A 14628-nucleotide genomic window follows, 5' to 3' on the forward strand; every position below is an offset into this window, starting at 1 on the left:
GGAACAGTCGCCGTGGCATCCACCATTCCCACGGCACTGGCGTTCTCCCGTTGGGCGACGGTTTGCCAGTACGTCGCGGCGCGTTCACCGAGTTGCGGCAGGTTGTGCGGGTGAATCAGATCCCCTCCCCACCCTCCGCGCGCGCCCGTCCCCGGCGCGCAACCCTCGCCACGACCCTGGCGGCGGCCCTCGCCGTCGCCGGCATTCTTGTGAGCGCACTGCCCGCCAGCGCGCACGGATTCACCTCGAGTGTCTACGTCGACGTGACCGCCTCCGCAGGCGGGTCGGTGCGTGCCGAGCTCGGGCTCGAGTACGACCTGCTCGTGGTGTCGGCAGCGGAGAGCGAAGGTGACGACGCCCTGTTCGAGGACGGGATGGCCCTGTTTGAGACGGGCGACGAAGCGATTGCGATGAACGACCACGCCGAGAGTGTCGTCGACTACGTCACGGATCGGTTCACCGTCACGGAGGATGGGGCCGCGTGCGAACCGACGCAGGTCGGTGACCTCACGATGACCGAACGCGACGGTGTGCCCTACACGACCCTGGTGCTGGACTTCGCCTGCGCAGGCGCAGAGGACGCGACGACCCAGCTGACCAGTGCGCTGTTCCCCGACGACGAGGAGTACGTGACCGACACCAAAACCATCGTCACCTACGATCTCGACGGACAGTCGGGCAGCGCCGCGCTCGATGCCGACCACCCGTCCTTTTCGACCGGGCAGCACTGGACGGAGCGGTTCGCCGAGTTCTTCCTGCTGGGCGCGGAGCACCTGCTCGGCGGTCTCGACCACATGCTGTTTCTTCTCGCGCTGATCGTCGGCTCGCGCCGACTGCGGGACGTGGTGCTGGCCGCGACGACCTTTACGGTGGCGCACTCGATCACCTTCCTCATCGCGGCCGTCGGACTCGTTGAGGTTCCTGCCGCGATAGTCGAGCCGATCATCGCGCTGTCTATCGCGGTTGTCGCCGCCTGGTACCTGTGGGGATTGCGTCGTCGTTCCACCGCGGAGGACAAGATTGCGGTGCGTGGACGCTGGCTCGAATTGAACCGGGCGGACTGGTCGCGGATCGCGGTCGTGTTCTGCTTCGGGCTGGTGCACGGCCTCGGATTCGCCGGTGCCCTGGGTATCGACGAGCCGTGGTCCTGGACGCTGCTCTGGTCTCTGCTTGTCTTCAACGTGGGAATCGAGACGGTGCAGCTCGTGATCATCGCCATCGTGTTCCCCCTGTTGACGCTTCTTCGCCGCCGCGCACCGCGCGTGGCGCTGTGGGTCGGAATTGCGCTCTCGGCCGGGGTCACCCTCGTCGGGCTGTTCTGGTTTGTCGAACGCGTTCTCGGCCTCGGCTGAAAAAGTCTTGGGGAATACACAGGATTTGCGTCGTCCTCCATCCGGCCGATGGTTGACATTCATCCACGATTCACCTGACGCGACGAGATTGAACGCGCGCACTCGCGCATCCCACCACTGAAAGGCACTGGATCACTCATGTCGATTCACACCCCTCGGGCCGCTAAGCCCGTGCATCGCCGAACGGCGACGAGTCTCGCGGCTGCTGCCGTCTGCCTCGCCGTCACGTTCGGTGGCGGTACCCTCGCCGCCAGCTCAGCATTCGCCGCAACCCCCAGCCAGACAGACATCGTTCTCGGTGTCGGAGCAAACGAGACCCAGCGCAACCTGGCCTGGTACTCCGCCACCGACACCGCGCAGGTCGCGCAGTTCGCCCTCGCGTCCAAGGTCGTCGACGGTGCCTTCCCGGCGCTGGCCGTCAGCGTCTCCGCCACCGGTGGCGCGACCACGAGCGGTGAATTCAACCGTTTCGCGACGCTGTCCGAGCTCAAGGAAAACACCGAGTACGTGTACCGCGTCGGCCGTGAGGGCGACTGGTCAGCAACCTACTCGTTCCGCACGCAGGACTTCGAAGGTGACTTCAACTTCCTGTTCTTCGGTGACCCGCAGATCGGTTCGTCCGGCAATGTGCCGAGCGACTCGGCAGGCTGGGTCGACACCCTCAACGTCGCGACCGCGACCTACCCCGACACCGAGCTGTTGTTCTCGGCCGGCGACCAGGTCGAGACCGCTTCGAACGAGGGCCAGTACGAGGCATTCCTTCAGCCCGACCAGCTCCGCGAGATCCCCTTCGTAGCGACCAACGGAAACCACGACGTGGGTTCGAAGGCCTACCAGCAGCACTTCAACACCCCGAACCTCGACACCACTGTCGGCACCGGCTCGGTCACCGCTTCCGGCGGCGACTACTGGTTCATCCACAAGGGCGTCCTGTTCATGGACATCAACTCCAACAGCCGTGACAACGCCGCGCACATCGCGTGGATGAACAAGGTTGTCGCCGAGCACGGTGACGAGGCGAAGTGGAAGGTCCTCGCGTTCCACCACTCGATCTACTCCTCCGGCCCGCACGCCACGGACACCGACGTCATCGACCGCCGGAACGTCCTTCCGACGGCCATCTCCGACCTCGGCATCGACCTGGTTCTCCAGGGTCACGACCACAGCTACGCGCGCAGCTACCTCATCCACAACGGTGAGAAGGCGAACGCCGCGGAGGAGGCTGGTGCTGACTCCGTCGTCGCCGGTCCCGGTGGCGTGTTGTACGTGACGGCGAACTCCGCGTCGGGTTCCAAGTACTACTCGCTGCAGAACAAGAACTTCTGGTGGCTCTCGGCCGAGAACCAGGAGAAGGTCCGTAACTACAGCGCCATTGACGTGTCCGACGAGGCAATCACCATCAAGACGCTGCGCAGCCAGGCCAATGGCGACGACAAGCCGGTCAACAGCATCGTGGACCAGGTCACCCTGACGCGCGAGGTCGAGCCCGACACCGACGCACAGCAGCTGCAGGTCACCGTTCCGGAGACAGCACCGGGCGAGTTCGTCTGGAACATCGACGGCACCAACGGTCTCGTTGACCTCGGCACGGCAGTCGACGCGGGCGACCACTACTCGGCCGTCGGTTCGATCAACCCGATTCGCGTCACCGACACCCGTTCGTCGGGACCGGAGTGGTCGATTTCCGCTCAGGTGGGCGACTTCACCTCGGGTGAGAAGTCCTTCTCGGGCCGTTACCTCGGCTGGACCCCCTCGGTGGTTCAGTCCGGCGGCGACGCCGTTGCTGGTGAGCGCGTGGCATCCGGGTTCCTCGGGGGTGACGGTCTTTCCGTCTCCTCGACGCTCGGTCACGCGAAGGGCGGTCACGCTCTCGGTACCGCCAAGCTCGATGCCGGCCTTGAGCTGGACATTCCGGTGGATGTCACGGACGGCACCTACAAGGCGACCTTGACGCTCACCGCGCTGAGCTAGTTCGTTTCACCTCCCATGATCGGGGCGGGCGCGACGGCGTCCGCCCCGATTCTTCTTCTTTCACTCTCACCCGAGGTATTTCCGAATGAACTCTCGATCCGCCAGCACCACTGTTTTCGGCCACGCTGCGATTGTCGCCGTCGTCCTCGCTCTCGGCGCCGGTATCGCCGCGGCCGCGCCAGCGTCCGCCGAGGTGGCTCCGCCCAGCGGGGATGTGACCTGGGGCGTCCGCGCGGGGTCGAACCCCGACGGCACGGACCGGGAGAACTTCAACTACACCCTCGACCCCGGTGAGGTGCTGACCGATTCGCTGGTGGTCACGAACCACGACGCCGAGCCTCTTCAGCTCGACGTGTACCCGGCCGACGGCTTCACCACCACGAGCGGGCAGCTCGATGTCGTCACCCGTGACGTCGAATCGATCGAGATCGGCGCCTGGACCGCGGTAGACACTGACACGATCGAGATTCCCGCGGGCGAGTCCGCACAGGTCCCCTTCACGATCGCGATCCCCGACGACGCCACCCCGGGTGACTATGCCGGAGGAATCGTGACCTCGCTTCCCCAGGCCACACAGGAGCAGGGAATCAGCGTCGACAGGCGGCTCGGTGTGCGAATGCACGTTCGGGTGCTGGGCGATCTCGCCCCCGCCCTCGTGGTGGAGGACATGGTGGTGGACTACACGGGCGGGTTCAACCCGTTCGGCAGCGGCGACGCCACCGTCAGCTACACCGTTCACAACACCGGAAACGTGCGTCTCGCGGCAACGCAGACGGTGTCCCTCGCCGGCCCGTTCGGACTCTTCGGAGTCGAGGCGAAGGACGTAGAGGATGTCCCCGAGGTGCTTCCGGGTGAGTCCTGGACAGTCGAGGTGCAGGTCGACGGAGTCGTGCCGGCGTTCTGGCTCACCGCGTCGAGCGTGCTGGTTCCGGAGCTTGCCGTCGTCGCGGGCGCGACGCCCGGCCTCGAATCCGTCACCGCGTCAACGGGAACCTGGAGCGTGCCGTGGGCGCTGCTCGTGCTGGCCCTTCTGGTCGCGGCCGCCATCGTCGCGGCGATCTTCTGGCGTCGTCGCCGTCGTCGCCAGCAGACATTGCGCGAGGAAGCCCTCGTGCAGGAGGCCGTCGAGCAGGCGCTGCGCGACCGCGAGAAAACGGACGCGGCTGTCTAGACGGCGCCTGCTTTATTCCAGGCGGGTTCGGCTGTCGGCGTGGTCGATCAATCGTTGATCGTGGGATGCCACGAGCACGGCGATCCCCTCATCTGCCAGCTCCCGAAGAATAGTGATGAGCGCGTCCGCCGAGTCACGGTCGAGACTTGCGGTCGGTTCATCCGCCATGATCACGGCAGGTTCGAGCAGCAGCGCTCGAGCGAACGCCACCCGCTGACGCTCCCCACCCGAGAGGCGATCGGGGTAATAGGAAGCACGCGCTCCGACGCCCAGCCGGTTGAGCAGATCGCGGCCGCGACGGGCGAGGTTTCGCGTCTGCCCGTCAGGAATCGCGGGGAGCAGCACGTTCTCGAGCGCCGTGAGACCGGGAACCAGGTTGCCGCGCTGGTCGAGGTAGCCGACATGGCGGCGCCGGCGGGTGGTCACCACGTCGTCGGCGAGGCCGGTGATCTCCAGCTGTTGCCAGATGACCTTGCCGGCCGTGGGTGGCACGAGACCCGCGGCGACGCGCAAAATACTCGTCTTGCCCGAACCGCTCCGCCCCGCGAGGCAGTGGAAGTCGCCCGGCGACAGGCTGAGGTCGTATTGGTCGACGATCGACAGCGGGTCGAGTCCTGGCCGCTCGTACTGGATGCCGACGTCGACGAGTTCGATCACGGGAGTCGTCATGGCGTTCTTCCTTCTGGTCGCACGGCTGTTTGCGCCGGTCGCGTTGGTGAGGTTGTTCGGGCCGTGCGCGCCGAATAGATGATGACGGATGCCGTTGCGCCGGCGATCCCGGAGGTGGCGAGCAGCGCCGCGCCCGACTCCAGCCCGAGCATGGCCACCCCTGCCCAGGTGCAGAGCCCGGCCAGCACCAGGGCCGGAACCACAACCGTGAGGCCCTCGGTCCGTTGCGCCAGGGCGATGTTGCGGGTGGTCCAGCCGGCCGCGCGGAGCGTCGCCCACTGCGTCGAACGGAGCGCCAGATCACGCCGTCGGCCGAGCCGCGCCAGAACCAATCCCGCCCCGAGTCCGGCGCCGCCGAGGGCGAGTTGCGGAACCAGTTGTTGGTCGTTGAGAAAGCCCGCGAGGAGGCTCTCGCCGGCCTGCGACCGGGACTGAGTCACCGCGGAGACCAGCCCCACCGCGGACAGGCTCACGATGAGTATGGACAGCACGTGGGTGGCGGAGGTCAGGCGGTGAACAAATGACTGCCGCACACCAAACGCGGCGGTGCTGCGCGCCCCGGTTCTCCGGCTCCGGCCCGGGCCCATCCGACGAACCGCTTCGGGGCGCGACCCGGCGATCACGGCAAACGCCGAGGTGACTCCGGTGGCAGCGACGAGAATGGCGACCGCGACCAGGGAGAACCGCGACGCGCCTGACAGCACGACGGCGATCGCTCCCACAACGAGCACCACGACCAGGCCAGGAAGTTGCTCCGCTCCGATCCAGCGGGAGATGCGGGTGCGCGTGAATCCGATCTCTCGCATCACAATCGACTGGGCGCGTCGACCCTGGAGCCCTGCGATCTCCACTGCGCCGAGCAGCACCACGGTCGAGGCGAGCGCGATGAAGAGAATCGCGAGGGTTCCGGAGGAGATCGCGAGCTCGGCCCGGGCGGCAGCACCGAGTTCCGACCAGTTTTGGGTCACGTTTCCGAGGGTGCCGACGCGCTGCTTCCCTGCCGGATCCGTGGTGCCGAAGGCGTAGCCGTCGACCCGAACGGTCGTCTCGACCGGCGAAGACCCGGCCACGATGGTCGACTGAAACCCCAGCTCCTCGAACTGCCGCGCGACATCCACCACACGCTGTTGCGCCGCAGCGTCGTAGGCGAAGATCCCCCCGACCCGAACCCTCACGGCACTGATCTGGGCTTTGCCACCCCACGCCTCGGCCCCGGTGATGGACGCGATGGCGGCGGTGCGCGAGCTGACCAGCCCCAGCCCGCTCACCGCGGGTTGCAGCTCGGCGCCGTCGTACTCCCCGCCGGCCACCGTCGACCCGACCGTTCCGTAAGCCCCGAGCGGAACGTAGTGCAGCTCGTCGTCGGAGGGTGATATTGCGACGTCGGGCAGCAGTCCCACCGGCACGGCCTGCACTCCCTGCTGCATGCTCAGGGGACGCGCGTCGGTGTAGGCCGTCTCGAACCCCAGCCCCGTTCCGTCCCCGGCGAGGTGGATGCCCTTTCCCGGTTCGAAGGGAATGACCTTGGGGTCGCGGTAGCCGCTCGGCGAGAGGCTGGTGACCCCGTCATCCACCTGATAAGTGCCCTGTTCGGTCTGGCTCAGTGATGAAAAGCTCAACGAGGCATACGACGAAATTTCGCTCGACACCGCGAGATCGGTTCCCGGCCAGGCGATATTGGCCGTCGCGTCCTGAAGAAACGGATTCAACGAACCCGAAATGTCGGCCACGGTTGTGCCGAGCGTGGTTCCGGCCTCGCCGGTAGCCATGGAAGCCGGGAGCTCGGGGGCGGGAAACGAATCCTTCGGCCGGGCGATCGAGGTATCGCCGAACGATTCGACGCTGACCTTGATCGACAGGTTCGCTGTCGGCGCGGCCGACACGATCAGAGGCGTGAACGTCTGGTCCGCTACCTGAGCCAGGATGAACTCGTCATAGTCGCTGCCGTTGTCAGCGTAAAGGCGGCGGAGATCGGCAAGGGCCGCGTCGTCATACCCCTGGCCGTCGACCATCGCTGCGTTCAGCGCGCGATCCCGGCGAAACGCATCGCCGAACGGGCCGTCGTCGCCCGCTGCCCACTGCTCCATCGCGGCCGTTGTGACCGGCATGGTCGCTGCGAACGCGACGAGTGGATCGAGAAAATCACCTTCGGTGCCGAGCAGCGCCTGCTCGGCGACCGGGTCGATGAGGGTGATGCGGGTGGCCGACTGGGGTGAGTTGTAGACGGCGAACTCGAGGGCGGAGGCCGTCGCATCGTAGAAGGTCATATTGTTTTCGCCTCCCGAGTACACGCCGGGGCCGTTCGTGAAATAGTCCCTGCACAGGCCCGCGGCAAGATCGGGGTATTCCGCCGCTGTGTAGGAGTAGTCGTCGAACTGCCCATCTGACGGGGTGCACGGAGCATTCGCTACCTCGGCGGATTCGTCAATGACGATGTCCATCGAGTCCGTCGAAATGAGGCGTTCCCCCAGACCGTCGTTCGTCGAGTACTCGATGGCGACGCGATAGGCCTGCGGGTTTTCCTCGGCGGCCACGGCCTCACGCGGGATCGCGACGTGAGGTTGGGAGAACTTCAGGCCCGGCGCGATCATCTCCCCGATCGGCGCGGCGATCTCCACGCCGGAAACCGCGCGCATCGCGGCGAGATCCTCAACGGTCAGACCGGTTGTGCTGCTGAGAAGCGAATTCGGGGGCAACCGGTCACCGAGGGCTCCCGCCGCGTCGCTCGGAGTCACCAGGATGTCGTAGGCACCCCGCCAGTTCTCGTCGAGCGTTGTTCGGAGCACGGCGGCCGCGCCCGCCTGAATGCCTGAGCCGGCAAGCGCCACCACCCCGATGAGCACCACCGCCGCGAGGCGGCTGCGTTCGCGGGCGACCCGGCGAAGGGCGCCCGGAACCGGATACCGACGACTCACGGTGTCTCCTTCATGAAGTCTCTTTGTAGAGCCGATAGCCATCGTTGGCGAGGCAGCGCGCGCTCTCGTCGGCGACCGAGTCTGCGCCAGCGTCGCCCGCGGTCATCAGAACGACCACCCGACCATCGCTCGCGCGCTCGCAGGTCGTGAAGCGGGTCGGGGTGGGGGCGGACGGCTGCAGCGGCCCGAACGAGGCCTCCGCGACATCCGCCGATTGATTTGATGATTGATTCGATGATTGTGTGGCGGATGCCGTGACGATGTCGGTCGCGACCCTGAGCAGTTCATCCGGGGTGGAGTCCTGCAGCGTGCCGGCACTGTCGGACGCGACGGCCACCCGGGCGCCAGCGCAGACCGCGGCCAGGTCGAGCTCAGATCCCGCCTTCGCACGCACCGACAACCGCGCGGTGAAGACGGCCGGCACGATTGTCGCGGGGCCGTCAACGCAGTGCAGCTCCAGGGAGGATTCGACCATCATGCTGGGAGCCGCGGGCGCGGGCGTGATGGTGAGGGCGGCGGCGGTCGCGACACCGCCACCGAGCGTGGTCACGAGCAGGCCGACGATGAGGGCGCGGGACGCTGTGCGGCGGCGGTGCGTGACCGCGTCGATTCGCTCGTTGACCTGTTGCTCGACGATCGCGAGAGCCGAGTCGAGGTAGATGCCCTCGCGGGGTCCGGGCATGGGTGCGGGTCCGGGTCGGGGTCCGGGTCCGGGCGTGGATTCGGGCGTGGGTGCGTTCGTCATGACTCGCCCCGCAACGCCAGACGGAGGGTCGCGCGCAGCCGCTCCACGCGTTTGCCCACCGCGGAAGTGGTGAGGCCGAGGTGTTCGGCCGCTTCCGAATAGCTGTAACCCTCGATGAGGCACAGGTGCACAATGCGCTGGTCGATGCCGCCCAGGCGCGAGATCGCCTGTCGCGTCCAGCTGAGCTCTTCGGCGCGCTCGTGCCGCAGGCCGTCTCCGGGCAGGCGGGCCTCGTCGAGCGTCGCGGTCGGGCGCCGGGCCCGGAGGTGGTTGCGCCCGACGTTGCGGCAGGTCACGAGCAGCCACGGAAGGGCCGAGCTGTCGACGATGCGCAGTGCGCCGAGCTTCTTCCACGCGAGCACGAAGACTTCCTGTGTCACTTCTTCTGCATCACGATCGTCGCGCGTCAGGCCCCACGCGTAGCGGTACACCGCAGGAGAGTGCCGGGCGAAGAGAGCGCTGAATGCGCCGCGGTCCGAGTGCGCAGCAAGACGAACGAGGTCGCCGTCGCTCTCGGTCTCGTACATCACATCCCCCCCCCGGGCTCGCCCAGAAAAGGGCCCCTCACCTGTTACTGTCTGCCCGAACCCGAATCATGACGCGAGACGCGTATTTCTTTTGGTCGTCTTGCTTTGGCCGTCTTGCTTTAGTCATCCTTCGGCGCTGAACAGACCTGCTGGCTCGCGGTCTGACCCAGTACGCCGTCGAGAACCTCAGGTTCGCCCGCGTTGACGGGATCGGAACCCGGCTGGTCGGTCGCGCCCGCAGTGGGCTCGGCCGGGTCGGCGGGAGCAGCGGTGGCTGAGGGGTCGCCGACCGGCGGGTCCGTGGCAGCTGCTGGGTCGGGCGTAGGAAGCAGCTCCGTGACGCCGGGGCGAAGCGCATCATCCGCCAGAATAAAGAGCTCGTCGTTCTGCAGCTTTTCGACCAGCTCGCTCGCCGCGGGTTCCGCCGGCACGAGCTTGTTCGGGTTCGCAGGATTGGCCTTCGAGGGGTAGGTCACGAGGCTCATCCGGTCGAGGTCGAGATCTTTCAGCGTCAGCGCCATGCTCACCATGGTGTTGGGGGACGACAGCGTGGTCGACAACTGCACGTTCTCCGCCGTGGCGTTGGCGAGCCCGAACATCTTCGTGGGGCTGGTCAGCGTGTCATTGCTCTTGATCACCCGCAGCAACGACGACATGTAGGCCTGCTGGGACGAAATTCGGGCGAGGTCGCTGCCATCACCCACTTCTTTGCGCGCCCGCAGGTAGGCGAGCGCCTCCTGTCCCTGCACGACTCTGACTCCGGCGGGCAGGTTGAGGCCCGAGGAGGGGTCGTTGATGGCGTCGGTGAGGCAGATGGGCACCCCGCCGACCGCATCGGCCATCGCGACCGTGCCCTCGAAGGAGAACAGCGCGGCGTAGGCGATGTCGAGGCCGGTCAGCTCGGAGACGGTCGCCACAACACAGCCCAGGCCGCCGCGGCCGATGGCGGAGTTCAGCTGCTGAGCTGAGACGGCGCTGAACTCATCCCCGGTGACGGGGTCAGTGCAGGCGGGGCCGGGAATCACGAGGTCGCGGGGCAGGCTCACGATGACGGCGCTCCGATGGTCGGCCGCGACATGGAGCAGGATGTTGACGTCGTTCAGGCTCGCCCCATCGCGCTCACCGAATTGAGCGCTCTGCCCATCGACGTTGTCTGCCCCCACCGCGAGGATGTTGAAGCCGCCCTCGAACGCGCCGAGCAACGGGGGCTCCTCTTTCTGCACCGGTTGGTTGCCGTTGGAGATGTCGAGTGCGTTGCCCGCGACTCGCGACGCGATGCCCGTGAGGTAGATGGCGGAGACCGACAGGGTGCTGGCGAGAACGACGGCGAGAGCGATTGACGAGACGCGCAGCACGCGGGTGAAGCGGTGCGATGCGGAAGGCGTGCGGCGGTGGTGGACGAGTACGCTGGCGCGGGTGCTCGGCATCGGTGGCCTTCCTGATTCGGATGGTGCAATCGCTCTGAGCGTAGAGTATTTCTCGGGTGAGCGGCGACGCGGCGGGCGCTCCGCAGGCTGCGGGCGCTCCGCAGGCTGCGGGCGCTCGGTGCCCACTCGGGGTCGCGGCCCACGTTGGCTCGCTCGTGCCTATTGCTCGATTACCCAGGTTCCTGCCGCGTTCTGGGTGAAATCGAATGGCTGGTCGAGCGCGGTGAGTTGCCAGATCTCTGAAGAACAGAGCTGGAGCTTGTCAAAACTGAGGCTGGGTGCCGTTACTACCGCGCCATCATCCACGAAAACGATCGTCTGGTAGTCGTCGGAGCGGAACGTGTCCGGCTCGTCCGGCCAGTCGAAGCCCAGTCGCTCGCTGACGCTGGGGTCGTAGGGGCACACCACCAGAAACCCGTCCCAGTGTGCATCGGCGACCATCCCGAACTCGACCGCAGCGCCCTCGCTCGACTCGATTGCGTCGACGAGTTGCTGTTCGAGCGCGCTTTCGGAGCAGCCCACCAGCGCCGCAGCGACCACCGCTCCGAGCAGGGCGGCGAGCAGGGCGGGACAAGCAAGCCGACGGATCTTCATGCTTCAGTTTCGCACCGCGCGCTCCTAGGGTGGCGGCATGACAACTTCTTCGCCAGAGCCAGAGCCAGAGCCCATCGCGCGGCCTTCCGCCGTCCGGCAGCTGCGCATCGTTGTGGAGGCCGAGGACTATGACGCCGCGGTCGCCTTCTACCGGGATGCCCTCGGCTTGAGCGAGCAGGCCGCGTTCGCAGGGGAGGGTGACGCGAAGGTCATGATCCTCAACGCGGGCCTTGCGACCCTGGAGATCGCAAACCCCGCACAGGTGCGCATGATTGACCGGGTGGAGGCCGACGGGCGTCCGAGTGCGAAGATTCGAATTGCCTTCGAGGTGGATGACTCGGAGCAAGTCACGGATGACCTCGTCAACGCGGGCGCGACCCTCATCGCGAGCCCGCGTGAGACACCGTGGCGGTCACTGAACTCCCGGCTCACCGCGCCCGCCGGGCTGCAGGTCACGGTCTTCCAGGAGCTCGACGGGTGAGCCGTATTTCTCGACGGTGAGCTCGATTTACCAAGGTATGTCGGCGACCGGTCAGGTGCCGACGCGCCACCCTTCGGCGAGCGGACAGTTGTCGACGCAGCGCCGCTGCGACGCAGCGACGCTGCCGAGCGGTCAGTCGTCGATGGTGCTGCTTTGTCGACCGGTCAGCTGTCGACTGTACCCAGCGCCGAGCGGGCCGTCCCGTCGCTTTTCGTTCGGAAATCGATCGATTGTTGTCCGGTGGGCGCCGGGAATCAGAGCTTCAGGTCGACAACTGCCCGCTCGGTTAGCGCACGCAGCAACCCCCATCAGCCGGGGCCTACGAACCAGCCGAGGCCCACTAACCAGCTCGGTCCTAAGAACCAGCAGGGGCCTACGAACCAGCTCGGTCCTAAGAACCAGCTCGGTCTTACGAACCAGCTCGGTCCTAAGAACCAGCTCGGTCTTACGAACCGGCCGTGCGCCACGAACCAGCTGTGCGACGAACGTCCGGACTCAGCGCGTTTAGACGGCGGCGAGGGCCCGAATCGCGCTGGTGAAGATCGCCAACCCATCCGTACCCGAGCTCATCGCCAGGGCGGTGTCCGGTCCGAAGCCAGCCTCGACTGCGTGTTCGGGGTGCGGCATCAGGCCGACGACGTTGCCGCGCTCGTTGGATACTCCGGCGATGTCGTTCATCGACCCGTTCGGGTTCACGTCGACGTAGCGGAACACGACCTGGCCCTCGCCCTCGACCCGCTTGATCGTTTCTGCGTCCGCGATGTACCGGCCGTCCGCGTTCTTCAACGGAATGATGATCTCGGCTCCGGCGCTGTACTCGTTCGTCCAGGCGGTGTCGGTGTTCTCGACGCGCAGTTTCTGGTCGCGGCGGATGAACTGCTGGTGGGCGTTGCGAGTGTGGGCTCCGGGGATCAGTCGCGCCTCGGCGAGCATCTGGAATCCGTTGCAGATGCCCAGTACGGGCACACCCTTGTTGGCCGCGTCGATGACCTCGGCCATGATCGGCGCGTGACTGGCGATCGCTCCGGCGCGCAGGTAGTCGCCGTAGCTGAAGCCGCCGGGCAACACGATCGCGTCGACGCCCTGAAGGTCATGCTCGCCGTGCCAGAGGGCGACCGGAGTGGCGCCGGCGAGGCGGACTGCCCGCTGGGCGTCGCGGTCGTCGAGCGAACCCGGAAACGTGATGACGCCTACGCGCATTAGCGGAGGTCCTCGTCGGCGCTGACTCCGTCGACGGTGATTTCGACAACGTCTTCGATCACCGAGTTGGAAAACATATCGACCGCGAGCTCACGGATCTCGGCGAGGGTGGCGTCATCGACGGGCCCGTCTACGGTCACTTCGAATCGCTTGCCGATGCGCACACCGGTGAACTGGGTCTTGCCGAGGCGTGCGAGCGAGGCGGCGACAGCCTTGCCCTGGGGGTCGAGCAACTCAGCCTTAGGCATGACCTCGACAACAATTGTGGGCACCAAATACTCCAGAGAGTTTGTCTGTGGGCAGGACACCCCATTCTAGCCGAGCGCGCTCGCGGAGGGGCTGCGGAGCCGACGGACGGGCCGACGGACGGGCTGACGGATTCGCCGTCGGGTGCCGGGCGGGCGGTATGTTCTCCGACCTTGCACGGTAGAATTTGGACCTGCCGTTTGAGGGGACAGCGATGACGGAGAAGGCCTATCGGGTTCTGGTCGTAGACGACGACGAAGACCTGGCGCAGTACGCACGCACCATTCTGGAGCGTCGCGCCGGGTGCGTGGTGAGGTCGGTGGGCGATGCCCAATCAGCGATCGAAGCGGCCAAGGACTTCCGGCCCGACGTCGTCGTCACCGACATTGAGATGCCAGGGATGACCGGACTCGAGCTGGTCGCGGCGATCCGCGACACCTTCCCCACGCTGCCGTTCATCGTGATGACCGGCCATGTGTCGGCCGAGTACGCGATCCGCGCGTTGCGGGGCCAAGCCGACGAGTTCTTCACTAAGCCGGTGGTCTCCGCGGAGTTGGTTGCGGCCGTCAACCGGTTGGCGGCGCAGTGGCGGTTGCGTACGGAGGAGGCCGAGGAGGCCGAGCGCGCCGCCGAGGTGCAGCGACGATTGCTCCCGCAGCGAGCGGTCGACCTCGAAGGGTACGACCTCGCCGGAGGTTCCGCGTCATCCCGTGTAGTCGGGGGAGACTTCTTCGACTGGTATGCCGTCGACGATGGAATGGTCATCACACTCGCCGACGTGATGGGTAAGGGTGTGGGGGCCGCCATCATCGCGGCCACCGTGCGCGCTGTGTTGCGCGCGGGCGCTCGAGAGAACGACCTCGGCGCGGTTCTCGGGACGGCCGCGGAGGTGCTGGCGATGGACCTTGAGCATGCCGGATCCTTTGTCACGCTGTTCCACTGCAGGCTGGTGACCGCGAACGGCCAGCTGCGCTACGCGGATGCGGGCCACGGGCTGTCCCTGGTCGCGCGCGCGGACGGCAGCGTCAAGCGGTTGTCGACCTCGAGCTTTCCGCTCGGAACCGGACTGGATGATTCGTGGCGCGAGCACAGTCTCACGCTCGAGTCCGGTGACACCCTCGTTTCGATGAGCGACGGGGTGCTCGACCTGTGGGACGGCAGCCTCGCCGGCCTCGACGAGGTGGAAAAGATGGCCAGGGCGGCCTCGTGTTCGCAGGACATCGTGGATGAACTCCTCGCGCTGGCTTCCGTGGGTGCACCGGATGACGTCACCGTTGTTGCTCTTCGCCGCACCTGATTCTGAGCCCACTTCACCATGTGTCGCTTTGTG

13 protein-coding genes are annotated in these 14628 nt (G+C 66.5%); 5 read left to right on the forward strand and 8 right to left on the reverse strand.

The genetic code is table 11. From position 1 onward, the window contains the following. Positions 1-110: 110 nt before the first annotated feature. The 3 genes from B0I08_RS11260 to B0I08_RS11270 all read left to right on the forward strand — a co-directional run bounded on the left by B0I08_RS11260 (position 111) and on the right by B0I08_RS11270 (position 4494). On the forward strand, positions 111-1352 hold the full coding sequence (locus B0I08_RS11260; RefSeq protein ID WP_245884759.1) for a HupE/UreJ family protein: 1242 nt from the start codon (positions 111-113) through the stop codon (positions 1350-1352). Between the two features lie 138 nt (positions 1353-1490). Then, positions 1491-3323, forward strand: a complete 1833-nt coding sequence (locus B0I08_RS11265) for a purple acid phosphatase family protein (protein WP_106212845.1) — start codon at positions 1491-1493, stop codon at positions 3321-3323. An 85-nt stretch (positions 3324-3408) separates the two neighbouring features. Then, positions 3409-4494 (forward strand): WxL protein peptidoglycan domain-containing protein, encoded by a 1086-nt coding sequence (locus B0I08_RS11270; RefSeq protein ID WP_106212847.1) that lies wholly within the window; start codon positions 3409-3411, stop codon positions 4492-4494. A 12-nt stretch (positions 4495-4506) separates the two neighbouring features. On the opposite strand, the gene B0I08_RS11275 is transcribed toward B0I08_RS11270, so the two are convergent. From B0I08_RS11275 to B0I08_RS11300, 6 genes are all read right to left on the reverse strand, one after another. After that, positions 4507-5163: an ABC transporter ATP-binding protein gene (locus tag B0I08_RS11275; protein ID WP_106212849.1), complete on the reverse strand. Its 657-nt coding sequence runs from the start codon at positions 5161-5163 to the stop codon at positions 4507-4509. Next, positions 5160-8078: a hypothetical protein gene (locus tag B0I08_RS11280; protein WP_106212851.1), complete on the reverse strand. Its 2919-nt coding sequence runs from the start codon at positions 8076-8078 to the stop codon at positions 5160-5162. The genes B0I08_RS11275 and B0I08_RS11280 overlap by 4 nt, the downstream gene beginning before the upstream one ends. Positions 8079-8088: 10 nt before the next feature. Beyond that, positions 8089-8823, reverse strand: coding sequence for a hypothetical protein (locus tag B0I08_RS11285; RefSeq protein WP_146134394.1), 735 nt, complete (start codon positions 8821-8823; stop codon positions 8089-8091). Then, positions 8820-9350, reverse strand: a complete 531-nt coding sequence (locus B0I08_RS11290) for an RNA polymerase sigma factor (protein WP_106212855.1) — start codon at positions 9348-9350, stop codon at positions 8820-8822. Before B0I08_RS11290 ends, B0I08_RS11285 begins: the two co-directional genes overlap by 4 nt. A gap of 119 nt (positions 9351-9469) precedes the next feature. Further along, positions 9470-10777 carry an LCP family protein gene (locus B0I08_RS11295; protein WP_106212857.1) on the reverse strand — a complete coding sequence of 436 codons (1308 nt, stop codon included), beginning with the start codon at positions 10775-10777 and terminating at the stop codon, positions 9470-9472. A 159-nt stretch (positions 10778-10936) separates the two neighbouring features. Beyond that, positions 10937-11371 (reverse strand): hypothetical protein, encoded by a 435-nt coding sequence (locus tag B0I08_RS11300; RefSeq protein WP_106212859.1) that lies wholly within the window; start codon positions 11369-11371, stop codon positions 10937-10939. A gap of 37 nt (positions 11372-11408) precedes the next feature. Between B0I08_RS11300 and B0I08_RS11305 the strand changes: the two genes are divergently transcribed. Further along, entirely contained in the window at positions 11409-11852 is a 444-nt protein-coding gene (locus B0I08_RS11305; protein WP_106212861.1) for a VOC family protein, read from the forward strand. A gap of 504 nt (positions 11853-12356) precedes the next feature. On the opposite strand, the gene purQ is transcribed toward B0I08_RS11305, so the two are convergent. Both purQ and B0I08_RS11315 read right to left on the reverse strand, forming a co-directional pair. Further along, positions 12357-13052: a phosphoribosylformylglycinamidine synthase subunit PurQ gene (purQ, locus tag B0I08_RS11310; RefSeq protein ID WP_106212863.1), complete on the reverse strand. Its 696-nt coding sequence runs from the start codon at positions 13050-13052 to the stop codon at positions 12357-12359. Then, complete coding sequence (locus B0I08_RS11315) at positions 13052-13324, reverse strand: phosphoribosylformylglycinamidine synthase subunit PurS (RefSeq protein ID WP_106212865.1); 273 nt, start codon at positions 13322-13324, stop codon at positions 13052-13054. Before B0I08_RS11315 ends, purQ begins: the two co-directional genes overlap by 1 nt. Positions 13325-13512: 188 nt before the next feature. Here B0I08_RS11315 and B0I08_RS11320 point away from each other — a divergent pair, with 188 nt between their 5' ends. Continuing rightward, positions 13513-14595 carry a PP2C family protein-serine/threonine phosphatase gene (locus B0I08_RS11320; RefSeq protein WP_106212867.1) on the forward strand — a complete coding sequence of 361 codons (1083 nt, stop codon included), beginning with the start codon at positions 13513-13515 and terminating at the stop codon, positions 14593-14595. Positions 14596-14628 lie beyond the last annotated feature (33 nt).

The organism is Glaciihabitans tibetensis, assembly GCF_003003265.1.
Lineage (GTDB): Bacteria > Actinomycetota > Actinomycetes > Actinomycetales > Microbacteriaceae > Glaciihabitans > Glaciihabitans tibetensis.